Source organism: Flavobacterium succinicans LMG 10402, assembly GCF_000611675.1.
Lineage (GTDB): Bacteria > Bacteroidota > Bacteroidia > Flavobacteriales > Flavobacteriaceae > Flavobacterium > Flavobacterium succinicans.
Map to the genome: position 1 here is coordinate 24,729 of NZ_JATV01000001.1, position 21,541 is coordinate 46,269.

Sequence of the window (21,541 nt, forward strand, 5' to 3'; positions counted from 1 at the left end):
TATGAAAAATCTAACTATTACCAGTGCAATACTCCTTTCTTTGAGCGGGTTCTTCTCTTACGGACAATGGAATAATGGGAAACAAATTAAAGGCAACGGCAATGAAATCACAGAAACCAGAACCACCACAACGTATGACGGTATAAAAATTTCAGGTTTTTTTGATGTAGACTTAGTAGCAGGAAAAGAAGGAAGCATCACCATCAAAGGAGAGCAAAACATTTTGGACTATATTGATGTGGAAGTGGTAGACAACGTATTAAAAATTGGTACAGAAAAAGGATATTATTTTAAAACTTCCACAGGAAAGTCAGTACACATAACAATTCCTTTTGAATCCATCAGTGCGCTAGTTTTGAGTGGTTCAGGTGACATTATTAGTAAAAACATCATTAAAGCTGATGCATTTGATGCCAAACTTTCAGGATCTGGAGATTTAAAATTAATGGTGGATACGCAAAAATTCAACATGAATTTGAGTGGATCAGGCGATATAATTTTAAAGGGAACAACAGACGATTTTATGAGCAGTATTTCGGGTTCCGGAGATATTAATGCCTCTGATTTAAAGTCAAAAACTGTGAGTGTAAGCATCTCTGGATCTGGGGACACCAAAGTAAATTGCTCCGAAAGTTTGTATGCTAGAGTTTCTGGTTCAGGCGATATTGTATACTATGGAAATCCAGCAAAAAAGGACACCAAAGTGGTTGGTTCTGGTGAAATTTCAAGAGGAATGTAGTTTTTATTGTTGTTATTGAAAAGGAGTAAAAAATCCAACAAGTAGCAATTAAAAATAAAGGATACAGTACTTGGGTATCATTTATTACCAATTCAATAAAACACTAAGCGTCTTAAAAAATTAAGACGCTTTTTTTGGAGGTACACGTTTCAATAAAAACAGGGCTATAAAGAAAAATAAAGCCAAGAAAACAATTGCAAATCTTGGACTTCCAGTGATTTGATCAATTAAACCATATACACACATTCCGATTACAATGCCTACTTTTTCGGCTACGTCATAAAAACTAAAAAAGGAAGCGGTATCTGTAGTTTCAGGTAAATATTTAGAATAAGTGGATCTTGATAAAGCTTGAATACCTCCCATTACTAATCCAACAAAGGCAGCCATAATATAAAATTGTATCGGTAAGGTTATAAAAATAACCCCTAGACAAAGTAAAAACCAAAAACTATTGATGACAAGTAATGTTTTTATGTTGCCAAATTTTTCTGAAGCTTTGGAGGTCAAATAAGCGCCCAAAACCGCTACTAATTGGATCACCAAGATACAAATGATTAGTCCTGTAGTACTATCGCTTTTAGACTCCCACGCAATTTCTTGAGCTCCAAAATACGTTGCTACAAGCATAGCGGTTTGTACGGCCATACTTGATACAAAAAATGCATACAAATAGCGTTTCAAAGGCAAATTCTCCTTTAAAATTTGACTAACTTTTTTTAATTCTTTAAAACCTTGAAATAAAACATCTTTATGTATGGGTTTTGTAGATTTTTTAGTGCCTTTTGGCAAAAAGTAATAGGTGTATTGACTGAATACAATCCACCAAACACCCACCAATACAAAGGAATAACGCATAGCTTTCATGGCAGCTTCTCCTTCAGTACCAGAAATGCCAAACATTTTTGGTTTCATAATCATGGCCAAGTTGAGGATTAACAAAAGAACACTACCAATATAACCCAAAGAATAACCTTTGGCACTTATAGCGTCTTGTTGGTCTTCAAAAGCAATATCAGGCAAATAGGAATTGTAAAAAACCAAGCTTCCCCAATAGCCAATCAAACCTAAAAAATAAAATAACAATCCGCTGTATATGGTTTCCAATGAAAACCAGTACAAACCCATACAGGAAAGAGAGCCTAAGTAGCAAAAAAACTTCATAAAACTTTTTTTGTTTCCTACATAATCGGCAATACCAGATAAAAATGGAGAAATGATGGCCACTACCAAAAATGCGAATGCCGTAATAAAACTGATAAGCGCTGAATTTTTTAAATTCATTCCAAAAACAGTAATATAAAGCCCTTTGTCTATAAACAAAGCCCCGTAAAAAATAGGAAATACCGCCGAAGCGATGGTTAGCGTATACACTGAATTGGCCCAATCATAAAATGCCCAAGCGTTTAATAGTTTTTTATCTCCTTTTGATAAGTTTGCCATAATAATCAAATTCATTATTTGCAGTAAAAGTATCTTTTTTCTTCAATTTAAAAAACAGATTCACTTTAAATAATTGCAACAAAAAAGCCAAGTTAAGTACTTGGCTTATATAAGAGCTAGCCCTTCTTTTTAATATATTTTGCCAAATTTTGCGACTATGGCTTTCGCTTCTGGTATCAAACTTTGCAAATTGGCAACTCTGGTCGCATCAGCTGGATGCGTACTCATAAATTCGGGTTGTGCTTGGCCTCCCGATTGAGCGGACATTCTTTTCCAAAAAGCAATGGCTTCTTGTGGATTATAACCAGCAATAGCCATTAAAATTAATCCTATTTTATCGGCTTCGCTTTCATGAGCACGACTAAAAGGCAGCATCACTCCTACTTGCGATCCTACTCCATATAATTGTTGCCACAAATTTCGATTTTGCTCAGATTGACCTCCCGTTGCTACGGCTACGCCAAGAGCACCGTAGCCTTGTAATTTTGCTGCACTCATACGTTGTGCACCATGATTGGCTAAGGCATGTGATACCTCATGTGCCATTACAGTGGCTAATCCAGCATCGTTTTGGGTAACAGGCAAAATACCTGTATATACTACAATTTTACCGCCAGGCAAGCACCAAGCATTTACAGCTTTATCATCTATTAATTTGTACTCCCAACGGTAGTCTGTCAAGTATTGATTTTGTCCTATGGAATTCAGATATTTTTCTGCGGCTTCTTTTATTTTAATACCAATACTTTCTACTCTTTTGGCATCTGTAGTTCCTTGCACTACTTTGTTTTCTTTCAGAAATTGTCCGTATTGTTGGAATGACGCTGGAAACAGTTCACTGTTAGTCACTAAATTTAATGTTTTTTTTCCTGTCATAGGATTTGTAGCACAAGCACTACAAATCAATGCTAGAAGAGTGCTCAAGTAAAAAGAATAATTTTTCATGATGTAAAATTCATTTAGCTAAGAATAAAATTAATATAATTTTCCATTAATTCAAGCTTGTAAACCAAGAGAGAATTTCTTTAAATTAGAAAAAACTAATAACTGACTAAAACTATCAGATTAAAAAAAATCCCATAGTTTAATGTACTATGAGATTTGATTATTATAAAAACAAGATGTATCCTACTTTTATTAAAAAGCAACGTTCCATCTAGGTAATTTACCACTTTTGTCTAAAAAGCTTTGCAAAATTTGCCCTTCTACGCTTGTAGGAATTGCTTTTGTAGTACTGTTAAATGTTTCGTACCAAACTACTTCAATAGCAGTAATACCCTCTAACTTCATTTGTGCAGGCCATGAGTACTTTCTGCCCGTTTTAGCAAACTGATGTCCTTCGACAATTTTTTCTGCTAAACCACCTTTTTTAATCTTTAAAGTACCATCATTCTGCACGGTTCCTGATGAACCTACCATAATTAGTTCTCTGTCCGAAGTAAGATCAAACACTAAAAACACACCACATCCTTCTGTTGCGTTGCATACTTGCTCTAAACTATCTTCTGGAGAGAAGTTAAAACTATTGGTTACCGAAAACTTTTCTAATTCTTTATTCATGACTTTAAATTTAAACAAAATGCCTCACAAAATCGTGAGGCATTTTGGGATTTATAATTGTAGCTTCAGGAATTAACCTAAAACCTCTTTAACTTTTTTACCAATTTCTGCTGGAGAATCTACAACGTGAATTCCGTTATCTCTCATAATTTGTTTTTTCGCTTCGGCAGTATCATCAGATCCACCAACAATAGCACCTGCATGTCCCATTGTACGACCTGCTGGAGCAGTAACTCCTGCAATGAAACCTACAACTGGTTTGCGGTTACCATCCGCTTTGATCCATTTAGCAGCGTCTGCTTCTAATTGACCTCCAATTTCACCAATCATTACAATACATTCAGTTTCAGGATCGTTCATTAACAATTCTACCGCTTCTTTTGTAGTAGTTCCAATGATTGGATCTCCACCAATACCGATCGCTGTAGTGATTCCTAAGCCTTGTTTTACAACTTGATCAGCAGCTTCGTAAGTTAATGTTCCCGATTTAGAAACAATACCAACAGTACCTTTTTTGAAAACAAAGCCAGGCATAATACCTACTTTAGCCTCACCTGGTGTGATTACTCCTGGGCAGTTTGGTCCAATCAATCTTGCGCTTCTTTCTTTAACATAAGCATTTGCTTTGATCATATCGGCCACTGGAATACCTTCGGTGATAGCGATAATTACTTTAATACCAGCATCAGCTGCTTCCATAATGGCATCGGCAGCAAAAGCGGGTGGTACAAAAATGATCGTAGTATCAGCACCTGCCTGCTCTACCGCATCTTTTACTGTGTTAAAAACAGGTAAATCTAAATGTGTAGTCCCTCCTTTTCCTGGAGTCACTCCTCCTACAACATTTGTTCCATATTCAATCATTTGAGAAGCGTGAAATGTTCCTTCGCTTCCTGTAAAACCTTGAACAATAATTTTAGAATCTTTATTAACTAAAACACTCATGATATATATTTTATGTAGTTTTTTAAAAAAAATGCATTGCAAAAGTAAGATTTCTGAGATTAAATCAAAGTCATTTATTAACAAATTATTTAGAAATTTGACTCATTTGATATCCTCTATATAATTTATCTTCTTTGATTTGCCAAAATACCGTAAAATTAGCCAATAGTAGCTCCTCTCTTGGGTTTTCAACTGTCTTTACAAAATGTGCATAACGTACAGCTATCAAGTCTTCTTCTTCAATAATATGACTAATTCTGACTTTAGACCGTACATACGCTTTTTGAAGTTGTGTTGTATAGTGTAGTAAAACTTGGTAATCCATTTGAATATTTCCTTCAGAAGATTGCCAATCTAAAATGATGTTAGGATGAATGAATTCTTTTAAAACCGCACTATCAATGAGCGCATCAGATTTATAAAAAGCAATAACAAATTCTTTTGTAGTCATACTATTTTAGTTTATCTAAAATTTCAGGAATTTTTTTGATATTGGCCAATTGCTTTAATTTTTCTCTAGATTCTTGAATGGGTGTTCCAAAATATGTTTTTCCTCCTGCTACTGATTTAGTCACACCCGTTTGTCCCATGACAACGGCTTTGGTTCCAATGGTTATTCCGCTAGTTGTACCTACTTGACCCCATAAAGTAACTTCATCTTCAATGATAACACAACCAGCAATACCGGTTTGTGAAGCGATAAGACATTTCTTTCCAATTACAGTATCATGACCTACATGTACTTGATTGTCAATTTTGGTACCTGCTCCTATTGTGGTATCTCCCGTAACACCTTTGTCAATAGTACAAAGCGCACCGATTCCCACATTATCTTCGATTATTACACGACCTCCAGAACGCAATTGATCAAAACCACTTTCGCGTTTTTTGTAATAAAAAGCATCCGCTCCTAAAACCGTTCCTGCATGTATAATTACATTGTCTCCAATTACCGTATGATCATAAATAGCCACGTTGGCATGAATTACACAATTGTCACCTATGGTCACGTGGTTACCCACAAATACATTGGGTTGAATAATAGTATTTAGACCTATCTTGGCTGTTGGACTAATAGAAAGACTACAAGATTCAAAAGGTTTAAAATGTTGTGTCAACGTATTAAAATCCCTAAATGGATCATCAGAAATCAATAATGCTTTTCCTTCTGGGCAAACTACTTCCTTGTTTATTAGAATAATGGTTGCAGCTGATTGCAGTGCTTTATCATAATATTTGGGATGATCTACAAAAACGATATCGCCTGGAGTTACTACATGAATCTCATTTAATCCTAATACAGGAAAATCTGGATCTCCAACATACGGGCAATTTAGTAAGGACGCAATAGAAGCTAGGGAGTATTCTTTATGAAATTTCATAGTTTATTATTCGTTTTTTTTATTCGTTTTCAGTCACAGTAACGTAGCATTACGCCGCATACTGTGACTGAAAATAAATAAAAACTATTCTTTTACGCGCTCCATGTATGAACTTGTAGCGGTATCGATTTTGATTTTGTCTCCTTCGTTAATAAAAAGAGGAACGTTAATTGTTGCTCCAGTTTCAACTGTAGCAGGTTTTGTAGCATTAGTTGCAGTGTTTCCTTTTACACCTGGTTCAGTATATGTTACTTCCAATACTACAGAAGGTGCCATATCTACTGAAAGAGGCAAATCTGTTTCAGTATTGATCTGAATCATTACATTTTCTCCTTCTTTCAATAAATCTGGAGCGTCTAATACATTTCGGTTTAAAGTAATTTGTTCGAAAGATTCAGCATTCATAAAGTGAAACTCATTTCCTTCTGGATATAAAAACTGAAAAGTATGCGTTTCTACACGTACTACATCAATTTTGTGTCCTGCAGAAAAGGTATTATCTAATACTTTTCCGTTGGTTACTGACTTTAATTTTGTTCTTACAAAAGCTGGACCTTTCCCGGGTTTTACGTGAAGAAATTCGATAATTTTATAAATATCGTGGTTGTGCTTAATACAAAGTCCGTTTTTAATATCTGAAGTTGATGCCATTATTTTTTCTGTTTTAATTTAAATATTTTTCACTTAACTGTTTGTTTCTGGTTTTGTAAAAATGAAATAGAAAACAAACCGTTTTTTTTACCTTTTAATAATTTCCTGAATATCCTTTCATAATTCCTCTTGAAGAATTACGAATAAAATCAATAATTTCATCACGCTCAGGTGTAGCTTCCATTTCGGCTTCAATAATGCCTAATGCCTGAGTAGTATTGTAATTTTTTTGATATAAAATTCTATAAATATCTTGAATTTCTTTGATTTTTTCGGTAGAAAATCCTCTTCTTCTCAATCCCACGGAATTGATTCCAACATACGAAAGAGGTTCTTTTGCTGCTTTTGTAAAAGGAGGCACATCCTTTCTGACCAATGATCCACCTGAAACCATGGCATGATCACCAATATGAATGAATTGATGTATTGCTGCTAAACCGCCTATTACGGCATAATTACCAACTACAACATGCCCTGCTAATGCTACTCCATTCACTATAATAGCATTGTCGCCAATATGACAATCGTGAGCGATGTGAGCCGTAGCCATTACTAGACAATTTTTACCTAAAATTGTTTGTCCTGACGCCACCGTTCCTCGGTTGATTGTTACGCATTCTCTGATAGTACAATTGTCACCAATGATTGCTAATGAATCTTCACCACCAAATTTTAAATCTTGTGGAACGGCAGATATTACAGCTCCTGGAAAAATATTACAATTTTTACCAATTCGAGCGCCTTCCATAATAGTTACGTTTGAACCAATCCAGGTTCCATCACCAATTACTACATTATTATGAATGGTTGTAAAAGGTTCAATTACTACATTTTTGGCGATTTTGGCACCTGGATGTACATATGCTAAAGGTTGATTCATTGTTTTTGTTTAATCGTTTACTTACGGCAGTAATTAATCATATTTATGAAGGAATTATGCCACAAAAAAATTATTGTTTTCTTGCAATTTGAGCCATCAACTCTGCTTCGGCCACTAGCCTTCCGTTAGCGTAGGCATTGGCTTGCATGTGACAAATTCCTCTACGAATAGGAGTAATCAAATCACATTTAAAAATTAATGTATCGCCAGGTAACACTTTATGTTTGAATTTTACTTTATCTATTTTCATGAAAAAAGTCAAGTAATTTTCTGGATCTGGTACAGTACTTAAAACTAAAATCCCTCCTGTTTGTGCCATGGCTTCTACAATTAAAACTCCTGGCATCACTGGAGCATCTGGAAAATGCCCCACGAAGAAATTTTCATTCATGGTTACATTCTTCATTCCTACCACATGAACGTCTGACATTTCAATGATGCGGTCTACCAATAAAAATGGTGGTCTGTGTGGCAATACTGACATGATTTTATGAATATCCATCAACGGTTCTTGATTCAAATCATAAACAGGAACATAATTACGCTGTTCGATTTTGATCAATTTAGCCATTTTCTTAGCAAATTGTGTATTCACAAAATGCCCTGGTTTATTAGCAATTACTTTCCCTTGAATTTTGGTGCCAATTAAAGCTAAATCACCTACCACATCCAAAAGCTTATGTCTAGCAGCCTCGTTAGGATAATGCAACGTTAAATTATCTAAGATTCCGTTTGGTGTTACCGCGATAGAATCTTTTCCGAAAGCAACTTTTAAATTTTCCATAGTACTAGCCGATATTTCTTTATCCACATAGACTATTGCATTATTTAAGTCGCCCCCTTTTATTAGTCCGTTGTCCAACAACGATTCTAATTCGTGTAAGAAACTAAAAGTTCTTGAAGAGCTAATTTCGCTTTTAAATTCAGAAATGCCTTTCATAGTAGCATTTTGAGTACCTAAAATTTTAGTTCCAAAATCAACCATTGCTGTCACACAATATTGATCACTTGGCATTACTAATATTTCACTGCCAGTGGTTTCATCTGTAAAAGAAATGATTTCTTTAACCACGTAAACATTACGTTTGGCATTCTGTTCTTCAATACCAGCTTGCTCAATAGCTTCAACAAAAAACTTAGAAGAACCATCCATTATTGGTAGTTCAGAGGCGCTTAATTCGATAATAACATTATCGAGATCACAACCTTCCAAAGCAGCCAAAACATGCTCAGGTGTTTGAATTTTAACACCTAGTTTTTCTAAATTTGTTCCCCTTTGGGTGTTTACAACATAATTAGCATCTGCTTCAATAATTGGATGACCTTCAAGATCAATTCTAACAAATGTAAATCCATTGTTTACTGGGGCAGGTTTAAAAGTCATGGTAACTTCTCTTCCTGTATGCAATCCAACACCGGTTAATGAAACTTCCGTTTTGATGGTTTTCTGTTTAACCATTATTTCCATTTTTTTGATTTATTATTTTTTTTAGTTCTTCAATTTCAGCTACCAATTGTGGTAATTTTTTAAAATAAATATACGATTTATTAAAATCATTATAAGCAAAAGCGGGGGTTCCCTGAATTACCTCTTCATTTTTTATACTTCTAGTCACACCGGATTGCGCTTGAATTTTTACATTATCCCCTATAGATAAATGCCCTACAATTCCAACTTGTCCACCTAACATTCCGTTTTTACCTACTTTAGACGATCCTGCTATACCAGTTTGCGCAGCTATAACAGTGTTCTCACCTATTTCTACATTGTGTGCAATTTGAATCTGATTGTCTAGTTTTACTCCTCTACGAATAATGGTAGATCCTAAAGTTGCACGATCGATAGTGGTGTTTGCTCCTATTTCAACTTGGTCTTCTAAAACAACGTTGCCTATTTGTGGGATTTTATCAAAAGTGCCGTCTGGTTTGGGTGCAAATCCAAAGCCATCTGAACCTAAAACAACACCCGAATGCAGGACACAATCATTTCCAATTACGGTTTCGGAATAAATATTAACACCGGCAAAAATAGTGACATTATTTCCAATGACAACATTGTCACCAATAAAACTATTGGGATAAATTTTTACATTATCCCCAATACTAACGTTTTGGCCTAGGTAACTAAAACTACCTAAATATAAATTCTTGCCATAGGTTACATTCTCCGAAATAACGGAAGGTTGTTCTATTCCTGATTTATTATTTTTGACCTCATTGTAAAACTCTAATAGTTTAGTAAAAGCTGCATAGGCGTCTTTTACTTTGATCAATGTGGTTGTAATTTCTGATTCAGGTTCAAAAGTTTCATTAACTATCGTAATGGAAGCCTTTGTAGTGTAGATATAATTTAAATATTTTGGATTGGATAAAAAAGTTAATGATCCCTCGGTTCCTTCTTCAATTTTCGATAATTGATAGACCCATGCATTAGGATTACCTACCACTTCACCTTCTAAAATAGCTGCTATTTGTTCTGCTGTAAATTTCATCTTATTGAATTGTATTTTTCATAGGAATAAGATGGAACTCTCTATAAAATGTTCTGCTTACACTTAAAAATAAATTATGATCTCGTTTCATCCCGACAAAAGTATAAAAAATAGGTTTTATTTGTTCAAAATTATAAAAGTTGTTTTGGAAAGCAGATATAATACTTGGTTACAAACTTAGATACTGATTTAAAATTAAGTTGATCCGAAGCATCGACAATATCTTCTATCGTTTTGTCTTTCATTAAAATTCTGATGGGTTCCGCATCTTTACTGTAGGCTTGATTTTTAATTTTTCCCCTAAAAATGAAGTAATTAGTTTCTTGTAATGAAATGCCATGTTCTTGTGCAAAACGTTCTTTGAGCGGTTGTAAACTCTCGGTCGTTATTTTATCACCGCTCAGTTTTATCTTCAATAAATCTCGGTTGATAATCATTTTACTTAAGGAAGATAAAATAAAATCTGGGTGATCTTGCCACGATTTTAGGGCGCTTATGATGTCAAAATCGTCTAATTTTGAAAACAAAGCCAAGGTTTCTGAATCAAAAGTAGCGAGCATAACCTTGTTTTTTATGAAAAAAGTCAACGGACTACTAGCCGGTAACTCCTCGCCTTTTAAGCTCAACTCTTTGGCGCGCTTTAATATTTTGGTCAAAACGGACTCCGCTACCAAACTCGTTTTATGCAAATAGACTTGCCAATACATTAATCGTCTTGACATTAAGAATTTTTCAACAGAATAAATGCCTTTTTCTTCAATCACCAAAACATCGTCTACAACGTTCATCATTTGTATGATACGCTCTGAATTGACATTTCCCTCCGATACACCCGAATAAAAACTATCTCTTTTGAGGTAATCCATTCGATCCATGTCTAATTGACTTGAGATCAGTTGCAACATAAAAGTTCTCGGGTATTCTCCTTTAAATACTTGAATCGCTAAACTCAAAGCACCGTTAAATTCCTCGTTCAAAGCTTCCATAAACAACAACGAAATCTCTTCATGATGCACATCCTCCACGATACTACTTTCCATGGCGTGTGAAAAAGGACCATGCCCAATATCATGCAATAAAATAGCGATATAGAGAGCGTTTTCTTCCTCAACTGAAATGGTTGTGCCTTTAAATCGAATGGATTCTACGGCCTTTTGCATAATGTGCATACAGCCCAGCGCATGATGAAATCGGGTGTGGTTGGCACCAGGATAGACTAAGTAAGAAAGACCCATCTGTGAAATTCGACGCAAACGCTGAAAATAAGGATGCTGAATTAAATCGTAAATCAGAGCGTTGGGAATGGTAATAAACCCATAAATGGGATCATTGAATATTTTAAGTTTATTGATTTGACTCACTTCTATTCGTTTAAAAAAGAGAGCAAATATAAGGATTTTAGATGGTATTGTCTTACGCTTGTTTTTTAGTCGTTTAAAATCATTTGAAAGGGAATTTTTCGTTTACCGAAGTAGTATTTTTCATAAAATAAATACTAAAAAAAAAGCAATTCCGTTTCTAACCTAATATAATTAATTAAATTGGCTCAAATATTGCAACAGTAGAGCCAAACCAAACTTATGGATAAAATACAAATATTATGGGTAGATGACGAGATCGATTTACTCAAACCGCATATCCTTTTTTTAGAAAAGAAAAATTATAGTGTTACCACTTGTAACAACGGATTAGACGCTATTGCTATTTTTGAAGAGCAAAATTTTGATGTCGTATTTCTTGATGAAAATATGCCCGGTATGAGCGGATTGGAAACCCTTTCGGAGATGAAAGAGAAAAAATCGCATATTCCCATGATTATGATTACCAAAAGCGAAGAAGAATTCATCATGGAAGAAGCCATTGGTTCAAAAATCGCCGATTATTTAATCAAACCTGTTAATCCCAATCAAATTTTACTCAGTTTAAAGAAAAACTTAGACCATTCGCGTTTAATTTCTCAAAAAACGACTTTAGATTATCAAAAGGAGTTTAGGAAAATTACCCTCGAAATGAGTATGGTGCATTCTTTCGAAGATTGGATCGAATTGTACAAAAAGTTACTGTTTTGGGAATTGGAATTGGAAAATATCGATGATCAAAGCATGATCGAAATTTTAGAATCACAAAAAATAGAAGCCAATTCACAATTTGGAAAATTCATAGAACGAAATTACGAAGATTGGTTTCTGCCTCAAAAAGGAAAATTAGGAAAAGGGCAAACTGATGAAAGTCGTCCCACGCAATCGCATACTTTATTCAAACAATTGGTGGTGCCAGAAATTCTTAAAAAAGATAAACCAGTACTGTTTATTGTAATTGATAATTTACGATACGATCAATGGAAAGCATTTGAAAATGTGGTCGCTAACTATTATAAATTAGAAAAAGAAGTACCGTATTATTCCATCTTACCTACTGCAACGCAATACGCGCGTAATGCCATATTTTCGGGATTAACGCCACTTGAAATGGAACAAAAATTCCCCCAATACTGGAAAAATGATCCAGAAGAAGGTGGAAAAAATTTGTATGAAGCCGAATTTTTAACCGCTCAACTCAAACGTTTAGGCCTTAATATTAAAGAAGATTATTTTAAAATCACCAATCTCGCAGGAGGAAAAAAACTAGTAGACAACTTCAAGTCCTTAAAAAATAATGATTTAGTAACCATTGTCTATAATTTTGTCGACATGTTGTCACACGCTAAAACAGAAATGGATGTGGTCAAAGAATTAGCCGCCGATGACAAAGCCTATCGCTCTCTCACGCTAAGCTGGTTTAAGAATTCTCCCTTACTTGAAATCATTCAACAAGCACAAAAATTAGGCTTTAAATTAATTCTAACCACCGATCACGGCACTATTAATGTAAAAAATCCCTCGAAAGTTGTTGGTGACAAAAACACCAGTTTGAATTTACGCTATAAAACAGGCCGAAGCTTGACCTACGAACACAAAGATGTTTATGCTGTCAAAGATCCCAAAGTGATTGGTTTACCAGCTATTAACATGACTAGTTCTTATATTTTTGCCAAAAATGATTTGTTTTTAGCCTATGTAAACAATTACAACCATTATGTGAGTTATTACAAAAACACCTATCAACACGGAGGAATTTCGCTCGAAGAAATGATTATTCCCTTCTTAGTATTCAATCCTAAATAGGCTATTAGTTACCTCTCGAAAACACTGCAAGTTTTTAAAGCTACTATTATTATATAACACAAGAGAATCGACTTCTTATTTTTCGAGTAAGAGTCGGTTGAGTTGTGTAACTTCGGTAGCATTTAACTCAGGTAATAGTTGCTCAAATTGCGCTCTGTAATCGGGCATTTTTAAAATTTTTCGGATAGTTTCTCTACCAAATTTTGAAAATTGCCACATGTGATGCGTCGTAGCGTTGACTAAATTTTTCAACACTTCAGGCGTAAGCATTCTAAATTCAAAGAGGGTTTCTAAGGCATTTTGTCGGGTTGTAGCTTCAAAATCAGGCGATGAAAAGCGAATCAATTCTTGTAGCAAATCTTGTGGATTAGGACTGTAATTCGGCGTATTTAAAGCCAATGCCAACCATAAAATGCGCAAGTTATAATCGTTAAATCCAATCCAATGTTGGGTTTGATCCAAGTACTTATAACGATCGTTCTCAAAAGAATTCCATAACGTAAACAAGGATATTTCACGCGTTTGATAGGAAGCATCCTCCAACAAAGTCTCGTAGTTCGTTTTAAAATCATCTGGTATTTGCGAAAAATGACTCGCTATTTTTTGACGAATCGATAGGTTTTGTGTGGAGAAAGCCAAGGCAATTAATTCCTTAATGTCTTCGTATTTTTCTTTTCGTAATTGGGCGATGCTATTTTCTTTGACTGTAAAATATACATCAGATTGTAGCAGATCCAGAAAGAAAGCTTTTTTCTCAGATAACGATTTTGCTTTATATTGATCTAGCTGTAATTGTATTTTTATGCTTCTATTTTTACTCAATAACTCATTGGCTTCAAGAGTATTGAATTTAAAGTCTTCAAGCCATACTTTAGAAAAGTTGTGTGTGTCAAAATCAGCTACTTTTCGAATTTCAGCTAAGAAATCTTCCGTATTTACCGTTTGGTATGCATAGCGGTTAAGGTAGTTTTTGATTGCTTTTTTAAAAGCCTTATCCCCTATTTTTTGGTGCAAATAAAACAAAGCCCAAGCCCCTTTTTCGTAAAACGTCAACGAACTGGCTTTGGCATGCAACACCGGAATAGTATCGGTACGGGAAGCAAACTTCAATTGCTGTGCTTTTTCATACAAATAACTATAAAAATAATCTTCACCATAGCTATCTTTTTCTGCAAGCAAGGCAAAATAAGTTGCAAATCCCTCCTGCAACCAATGGTGTTGACTGCTCTCGGCTGTAATCAAATTACCAAACCATTGATGAGCCAATTCGTGTGCATTAACATTCGTATATTTTCGATCAAAAAAACCAATAGTATCTACCACATAGCGAGTCATAAAGGTGGTAGCTGTGGTGTTTTCCATCCCTGCATACAAGAAATCTCGCACGGGCACCTGCTTGTAATTCCCCCAAGGATATGGAATGCCGATTTCTTTTTCTAAAAAATCAAACATCTTTTTGGAATAGCGATAGGTAGGTTCAAAACGAGCTACATCTTTAGCTTCAATATAAAATTCCAATGGGACACCTGAGTCTGATTTTTGGGTCTTTTTTTCATAATTTCCAATCGCTAGCATTAATAAATACGAACTCATGGGCTGTTGCATGCGGTAGCGCCAAGTGGTTAGGGAATCTTGAGTGTTTTTTTCCTTTAAAGTGCCATTCGAAATCACTTGATACTTTTGATCCGCTACAATGTCTAGATGGAATACCACCTTTTCGTTCACATCGTCAAAACTTGGAAACCAATGACTGGTGTATTTTCCTTGTCCTTGGGTCCATATTTGTCCCGTTTGGGTGTTGGGATTACCCACAAAGTACAAGGCTTGCTTGGGTTGGGCTTCATAGGAAAAGCTAACGCTGTGTTTTCCTTTTGTAAAGGGAAAAATAAGTATCAATTGCTTGCCATTGGTAGTGAAGGGAATTTCTTTTCCATTACGTTTGACCTGAGTAAACAGCATATTTTGGGCATCCATTTTTACCGTATCAACGGCTGATAGTACTTTAAAATCATAGCGAACGTTACCAGTGATGGTTTTGGATTGGGCATCAATGGATATCGAACCGTAAGCGGTTTTAAAATCAACTTTTCGCGTTTGTTGGGCAAAAAGAAACGAACTTAACAAAAGAAAAAAATACTTCATGTGGTGTGATTAACTAGAGCATTGGAGATTCAAAGTTACAAACCTAGCGGGAATCAATGAGAGAAAATGTGTAAGTTTACCACCAAATTACCAAAATTGAAAACAAAAGCCTTATTCAACTGGAGCAGCGGTAAAGATTCTGCTCTTGCCTTATACAAAATACTTCAAAATCCAGCTTTAGAAATCGACTGTTTGTTGACCAGTGTCAATCAGAAACACCAGCGCGTGTCCATGCATGGTCTACGTGTGGAACTACTGGAACAACAAGCTCAAAGTATTGGTTTGCCCCTACACATAGTACCTATTCCTGAAATGCCTACCATGCAAGCCTATGAAGAAGCCATGCAAAATGCTTTGCAACCGCTGCGCGCCAAAGGGATCACTCATGCAGTATTTGGTGATATTTTTTTAGAAGATTTGCGTTTGTATCGCGAAGAAAAATTGGCTTTGGCGGATTTAAAAGGGATTTTTCCGCTTTGGAAAATACCAACGAAAGATTTACTACAAGAATTCCTGCAACTTGGTTTTAAAACGATCGTGGTATGTGTAAGCGAGCGCTATTTGGATCAAAGTTTTGTAGGACGTGTCATTGATCAAAAATTCATAGACGATTTACCTGAAAACGTAGACATTTGTGGTGAAAATGGCGAGTTTCACACTTTTACCTTTGATGGACCTTTGTTTACTAAACCCATTTCGTTTGATCTCGGCGAAGTTGTTTACCGTAAATACGAAAAACCCACCACAACCGACACTTCAGGTACAGCTTGCGACACCAACACCGATGATCCTTATGACTTTGGCTTTTGGTACTGCGACTTACTCCCAAAATAAACCACTATAGACTAAAAGTCCATAGACTTGGTTTGGCAAACTGAAAGTCTGCAAAGTTGGAATATAATTTAACCGCAGATTCGCAAATTATTATAATTATTACTCTTTTAAAATCTGCGAATCTGCGGTGTAAAAATTTTTAGAAGCTATACCACTTTATCCATTGGAAATTTAGTAACAAAAAACGAAAACGTTAATTAAAAGTTAACAAAATTGTGATTTTATTTTATGTTTTAAGATAATATTAGTAATTTTACAACAATTACCTCATTTCCAACACAATATAAAACCATAAGTATAAATTTTCTATTTCAGCACAGCAATCATTACTATAAATCATTGCAAACAAAACACTTATGAATTACAAAAAAATAATCCTAACGGCAATTCTGACAGTACTTATTATTTATGTAGTGTCCTCAGTTGTGCTCTTGCTTTCCAGCGGAGGCCCTAGCGATTATTGGCAAGCTTTTAACCCCATCTACCAACACGAAACTTGGATGTTTGTTTTTAGTTGGTCCCTTGGCGATTGGGGCTTTTTGGTGATGACAATTTTATGGTTCCTACTCTACTCTTCTATATTTCTTATTGTAGATAAACCGTTTTTTGAGAAGTATCTTTGAAGGAAGCAATTAGTAACTCAGGCTTGCAAAGGTTCTATCAAAAAAGGATTTGATGGTTTTGTAGCATTTACCGCTAAAACAAACCTAATTAAACATTACGAAGAAAATTTAGGTGCTTATCATTTTAAAAATCAAAGAATGATTATTGAAACCGAAGCAGCAAAAAAATTAGTAAAAAAAATATTTTAAATCGTAAAAATATGAACATCATAAAAGAACCCAAAGGTGTAGATTTTATCATTCAAAGCCCACCTTTAACCGATGTTGAGAGAAAAGAAATTAGTGATTTTATTGCTAGTAGAAAAGCTAAAAAAGTAGTTGTAAAAACAATTGTAAAAGAAAAAACTACGATAAAAAAATAGATACTAATAAAATCCACTTTGACTATTGAAATAACGCTATCGATTATCCTTTTTGGGAGCACCCCGCCTAAGGATCGAAAGAACGTTCCCTCCCGTGATTCGCTCTATCTTTGTAGCCGAACCCCGGCCACAAAGGATGCCACTACTCCCGGGGCTAGTCAGAACGAATAAGGTTTCGAATAACATTAAAGAAATAACGCTTCTCTGGGAATGGAGAAGCGTTTTTTTTATTACAATATGAAAAACTAGATTGAGAAAGCTACTTCAAAAAAATCGTATCCAAATGAAACTCTAAAAACTCTTTCTTTGGTAAGTACTTTAACGGCTCGCTAATTTTTAAATTCTCAATTGGTGCAAAGTTGTTTTTATAAAACGAAGTCTCTTTTTTACTTTTAAGCGAAGTCGAAAAGATCACTTCATAATTTGGTGCAATACCAATAATTCCTTTGTCATAGGCTTTATCGTAAAGAGCCGACAGACAAATGCCATTTTCTGGATTTAAACGATGTTCTTCATTTTTTGACCAAGGCATTATGTGACTGGCTAAAAGTAACTCAGGAATATCAATACCAGTAATGGCGCATTTAGCAGAATAATTTGCTAAAACCATTTGCCTAAAAACCGATTGATTCACTCTAGTTTTAACTTGACGTATAGCGGTTTCTCCTTTTAAATCTTTGATATCAAAAAGTAACTCTTGGTATTTATTTTCTATGGAAGTGTTTTCTTTTTGGGCAAGAATTTGTTCACTTAAAAAAACTAACTCTTCTTGATTATTATAGAATTCATCCCAAATGGGTTTAACTTGATTCATACCGCCTTTTAAGCCACCAACTCCTCTAGCTTGCAAATGAGGGTCGCAACTAGCAAAATTCCCTAACCTCATACCGATAGAACTTGCTGTTCTATTTAAAAGATTGGCGAGCTCAATAATCTCTGGAGTTTGTTTGTGCATTTTGCCAAACGGCAGCTTCAAATAGAGATTGAAGGCTAGAATGAGTTCTTCTTTTGTCCAGAGTTTTTTTACAAGCATTTATTTTATTTTAACTTCTAACTTCTCTAAGTTCCCTTTGTGCTTTATAATATTTTTTCTAATTTCTTTACACAGATCTTCATCAAATATCAACTCGTCTTCTTTTCCTTCAATTCTTACTTTAAAAAATTCTTTTCCAACCTCATTAACAAAAATTTCAGCATGAGCGAACTGATTTCTAAACCAAATTATTTCTTTGTTATAATCTTCTGAAAAATCAGTTTCTCCAACTAATTCTAAAATTTTACCTAGTGCAAATATTTTCTGGGACGCACTAAACAAAACATTATCCTTTAATATTTTACTTGGCTTATTTGAATACGCTTTGTCGCATTTTTCTTTAGCATTCTTCTGAATTTCTAAAAAAATATGAGGTAAAATTTTATCAATATTTGCTTTATTTTTAGAATCTTCAATGTAATTCTTAACAAGGCAATTCATTAGAACATCCAGACTACTAGTTTCATGCATTATCATACCCCGCATTGCAACAATGTGTTGAAATTTCTTTATCGTTTGATTTATTACCGCTAAAATCTCATCTTCCAATTCTTTATAGTCTCCTCCTGTTAATTGAAAAAAAGTTATACGGTTATTACTAAAAAGCTTTACATCTTTTACATTATCATTTGCTGAATAAAAAAATATTTCTGTGAAATTATGTTGACTATCTCTAATAAAATCGATTACCTGACTGCCAAAAGTTCCTTCATTTAAAGAATAATCAGTTATAATAATATCAAACTCTTTTTTCTTTGAAAATATCTCTACAAACTCATTGAAATCTTCAGCTTCAATAATATTACAATTAAAATATTGATTTAAAAGAAATCCTTTTGTTTCTCCAAGAATTTTTTGAAAAGGACGTTCCTTAATTCTGTCATCAACCCATAAAATGTTGTAATCTAATTTCATAATGGAAATGTTATTATAAATTCAACTCCTTTTTTAAAATCATTATTAATAGTTATCGATGCTCCTAATTTTCTTAATGTTTCTTTTGTTTGATATAGACCAATTCCTGATCCATTTGTTTTAGTATAACCAAAATCAAATACTTTATCTTTAATTTCATTTGGAATTCCATCTCCATCGTCTTTAAAATACAGAATGAGGTCAGATTTAGTTTTAGTCCAATTAATAAATATATTTTTTGAATTGGCTTTTTTTGAATTACTAAATAAATTATCAAACAAAACAGTTATTTCTAATGGTCTAAATTTGGTTTTATACCCTATATTTTCTATTGGTTCAAATTCTATATTAATTGGTCTTTTTTGATGAATAAATGAATTAATTGGAATATAATTATTTACAACATAATCATATGAAAACTGAACTATATCTTCCGTTATTCTTTCACTTTCCATGCTAAAGCCGGCATTTGTGACAAATCTTGATGCACTTAATATTTTTTTGACTTCCAGATTAATATTCAGAACTTCTTCAATTAACTTGTCTTTGGACAAATTACTATTTATTGATTTTATCAATTCATCAAGACTAAAAGTTATATTTCCAGCTGTGTGAACTATTTGATGTTGCAACGTTAATAAATCATCTTTATCTCTATTATTTATTGAATTATCAAATAATTTTCTGGAAATTTCTTCATTTAATTCTTTAGAAATTTTTTCGTTTTCTATAAGTTTTTCAAACGCTTCTGCTTCTGCTTCGTCTTTTACTTTACGAAGTTCATCAATTTTCTTTTCTGCTTTCTTAATTGTACTAATGACTTCTTCTTTATTAAAAGAATCCGTTTTTATTTGTTCGGTAAGATTGCTTAAAACTGTGTTTATAGAGTTTTCGGATTTTTTATTTAAAATACTTAAAATTTCATCTGAAACCTCGAATCGTATAACATTCTTAGAATTTGTTAAACCATTCAATAACTTCCTTAAGTTATCATTAATATCATTAATCTTTTCATTTTCTTGGCCTTTGTTTTTTATAAAAACATTGTCAAAATTGATGAATTCTTCTGGAGAAAGTGAATTTCCCCAATCAGTAATTTCAATAGTATATTTTTCGAGTTTTTTTAAAGTTTCATAAAACCAATTTTCTAAATCTAAATAGGTTTGAGTTTTTATTAATCCATCACCTCTACTGGATGTTTCACGAAGATTATTGTTTGTCCCTTCTATTGATATGTAACCTATTACCTCACGTGTTCCTAAATAACGACTGTGCCCTTGGGCTTTCCTATTATCCATTTTTAGTGGATCATTTCCTCTTTCTCCATAAGGAAAAATTCTTAACCCATTTTTGTAAACAAAAATATGCCCATATTCAACAGGCTGTAAGCCCATTCTTCTACTAAAAGTTAATTTTGCAGATAGATTTAAATAGTAAATTGAAAAATTCAGATCTTTAAAATTTTCAAATGGATTTTCTTCAGTTACTGAATACACCATTTTACCTGCTTCAAATAATGTTGTAATTATTTCTGAATCATAAACTTTAGACTCTATGTAAGTAGTTTTGATTCCTAAAGTATCAAATATTAAATTTTGAATATCTCCATTAACAATCTTTATATATTTGACTAAGCTTTGATCAATTGGACTTTTAGGATGATTGACTTGTTTCTTGTTTTTAAGAATTTGTTCTTTATCGTTTTCAAGTTCCTCTTTGACTTTTAACAAGATGTTAAAAGAATCATTTTCATTAATTGTATTGGGATTTATTAATCTTGAAAGTGCATCCTTTAATTGAAGAAACTTATCTCTATTCCATTTGCTTTTTAAATTAGTTATTTCAAGAACTGTTCCGTGTTCAATATCATAATTACTTTCTTCAATAGTTTCTTGTAATACAGTTATGTTAACAAATTCATCTTTGATGTCTCCTTCAAACTTATTCCAGTCAGTTATTAAAACTTCAACTTTTGGATTTGTTTCATCTTTTATAGTTTCCAAATAAAGATTACTGCCAAGTCTATCACAAGAGAAACGACCAATTCCTTTTGCACCTGCATAGGCTCTTTTCACTTTAATTTTATCACGATAATCATAACTGTCTTCCTCTGTACCTTCAATTTTAGCAGAATACGCTACAAATAACCATTTATTTATAAGGTCGTCATAGTTCATCCCTTTTCCATTATCCTTGATAATTATTTTTGCCCTACTTGAATAAATGTTTTCAAAAATAATTTCAACTTTTGTTGCGTGAGCATCATAAGCATTTTTCACTAACTCAAATACAGCAATAAAATCATCATTGATTAAATCACTTCCTATAATATTCTTTAAAGCAGAACTAACTTTAAATGATAATGGGTTTTGCATT

Annotated in this window: 19 protein-coding genes; 4 read left to right on the forward strand and 15 right to left on the reverse strand. The window is 33.7% G+C overall.

Annotation, left to right across the window (positions count from 1 at the left end; genetic code table 11):
- Position 1 precedes the first annotated feature (1 nt).
- Positions 2-739, forward strand: a complete 738-nt coding sequence (locus AO58_RS0100100) for a head GIN domain-containing protein (protein ID WP_024979763.1) — start codon at positions 2-4, stop codon at positions 737-739.
- A 120-nt stretch (positions 740-859) separates the two neighbouring features.
- Here the strand turns inward: AO58_RS0100100 and AO58_RS0100105 are convergent, their stop codons facing one another.
- From AO58_RS0100105 to AO58_RS0100160, 11 genes are all read right to left on the reverse strand, one after another.
- Positions 860-2,182 carry an MFS transporter gene (locus tag AO58_RS0100105; RefSeq protein WP_024979764.1) on the reverse strand — a complete coding sequence of 441 codons (1,323 nt, stop codon included), beginning with the start codon at positions 2,180-2,182 and terminating at the stop codon, positions 860-862.
- Between the two features lie 129 nt (positions 2,183-2,311).
- Positions 2,312-3,127 (reverse strand): M48 family metallopeptidase, encoded by an 816-nt coding sequence (locus AO58_RS0100110; protein WP_024979765.1) that lies wholly within the window; start codon positions 3,125-3,127, stop codon positions 2,312-2,314.
- A 192-nt stretch (positions 3,128-3,319) separates the two neighbouring features.
- The gene (locus tag AO58_RS0100115; RefSeq protein ID WP_024979766.1) at positions 3,320-3,742 is read right to left on the reverse strand and encodes a hypothetical protein; all 423 of its coding nucleotides are present in this window, start codon (positions 3,740-3,742) and stop codon (positions 3,320-3,322) included.
- 72 nt (positions 3,743-3,814) lie between these two features.
- A complete protein-coding gene (gene sucD, locus AO58_RS0100120) occupies positions 3,815-4,687 on the reverse strand; it encodes a succinate--CoA ligase subunit alpha (protein WP_024979767.1) in 873 nt (290 codons plus the stop codon).
- Between the two features lie 85 nt (positions 4,688-4,772).
- On the reverse strand, positions 4,773-5,138 hold the full coding sequence (locus AO58_RS0100125; protein ID WP_024979768.1) for a hypothetical protein: 366 nt from the start codon (positions 5,136-5,138) through the stop codon (positions 4,773-4,775).
- 1 nt (position 5,139) lies between these two features.
- Positions 5,140-6,069, reverse strand: coding sequence for a UDP-3-O-(3-hydroxymyristoyl)glucosamine N-acyltransferase (locus AO58_RS0100130; protein ID WP_024979769.1), 930 nt, complete (start codon positions 6,067-6,069; stop codon positions 5,140-5,142).
- 84 nt (positions 6,070-6,153) lie between these two features.
- Entirely contained in the window at positions 6,154-6,720 is a 567-nt protein-coding gene (efp, locus tag AO58_RS0100135; RefSeq protein WP_024979770.1) for an elongation factor P, read from the reverse strand.
- A gap of 94 nt (positions 6,721-6,814) precedes the next feature.
- Positions 6,815-7,600 carry an acyl-ACP--UDP-N-acetylglucosamine O-acyltransferase gene (gene lpxA, locus AO58_RS0100140; RefSeq protein ID WP_024979771.1) on the reverse strand — a complete coding sequence of 262 codons (786 nt, stop codon included), beginning with the start codon at positions 7,598-7,600 and terminating at the stop codon, positions 6,815-6,817.
- 70 nt (positions 7,601-7,670) lie between these two features.
- Positions 7,671-9,059, reverse strand: a complete 1,389-nt coding sequence (locus AO58_RS0100150; RefSeq protein ID WP_024979772.1) for a bifunctional UDP-3-O-[3-hydroxymyristoyl] N-acetylglucosamine deacetylase/3-hydroxyacyl-ACP dehydratase — start codon at positions 9,057-9,059, stop codon at positions 7,671-7,673.
- Complete coding sequence (gene lpxD / locus AO58_RS0100155) at positions 9,052-10,092, reverse strand: UDP-3-O-(3-hydroxymyristoyl)glucosamine N-acyltransferase (RefSeq protein WP_024979773.1); 1,041 nt, start codon at positions 10,090-10,092, stop codon at positions 9,052-9,054. The genes AO58_RS0100150 and lpxD overlap by 8 nt, the downstream gene beginning before the upstream one ends.
- A gap of 131 nt (positions 10,093-10,223) precedes the next feature.
- Complete coding sequence (locus AO58_RS0100160; RefSeq protein WP_024979774.1) at positions 10,224-11,453, reverse strand: HD domain-containing protein; 1,230 nt, start codon at positions 11,451-11,453, stop codon at positions 10,224-10,226.
- A gap of 219 nt (positions 11,454-11,672) precedes the next feature.
- Between AO58_RS0100160 and porX the strand changes: the two genes are divergently transcribed.
- Positions 11,673-13,256, forward strand: a complete 1,584-nt coding sequence (gene porX / locus AO58_RS0100165) for a T9SS response regulator signal transducer PorX (protein ID WP_024979775.1) — start codon at positions 11,673-11,675, stop codon at positions 13,254-13,256.
- Between the two features lie 75 nt (positions 13,257-13,331).
- Here porX and AO58_RS0100170 read toward each other — a convergent pair whose 3' ends face one another.
- Entirely contained in the window at positions 13,332-15,398 is a 2,067-nt protein-coding gene (locus AO58_RS0100170; protein WP_024979776.1) for a M1 family metallopeptidase, read from the reverse strand.
- Positions 15,399-15,494: 96 nt separating this feature from the next.
- On the opposite strand from AO58_RS0100170, the gene AO58_RS0100175 reads away from it, so the two are divergent.
- Both AO58_RS0100175 and AO58_RS18110 read left to right on the forward strand, forming a co-directional pair.
- Entirely contained in the window at positions 15,495-16,232 is a 738-nt protein-coding gene (locus tag AO58_RS0100175; protein ID WP_024979777.1) for a Dph6-related ATP pyrophosphatase, read from the forward strand.
- A gap of 823 nt (positions 16,233-17,055) precedes the next feature.
- Positions 17,056-17,217 (forward strand): hypothetical protein, encoded by a 162-nt coding sequence (locus tag AO58_RS18110; protein ID WP_169733393.1) that lies wholly within the window; start codon positions 17,056-17,058, stop codon positions 17,215-17,217.
- A 259-nt stretch (positions 17,218-17,476) separates the two neighbouring features.
- On the opposite strand, the gene AO58_RS0100190 is transcribed toward AO58_RS18110, so the two are convergent.
- From AO58_RS0100190 to AO58_RS0100200, 3 genes are read right to left on the reverse strand one after another with little or no spacing between them, the layout of a single operon-like run.
- Complete coding sequence (locus AO58_RS0100190; RefSeq protein ID WP_024979779.1) at positions 17,477-18,250, reverse strand: HNH endonuclease; 774 nt, start codon at positions 18,248-18,250, stop codon at positions 17,477-17,479.
- Entirely contained in the window at positions 18,251-19,165 is a 915-nt protein-coding gene (locus AO58_RS0100195) for a response regulator (protein ID WP_024979780.1), read from the reverse strand.
- The gene (locus tag AO58_RS0100200; protein ID WP_024979781.1) at positions 19,162-21,540 is read right to left on the reverse strand and encodes an ATP-binding protein; all 2,379 of its coding nucleotides are present in this window, start codon (positions 21,538-21,540) and stop codon (positions 19,162-19,164) included. The genes AO58_RS0100195 and AO58_RS0100200 overlap by 4 nt, the downstream gene beginning before the upstream one ends.
- Between the last annotated feature and the right edge of the window lies 1 nt (position 21,541).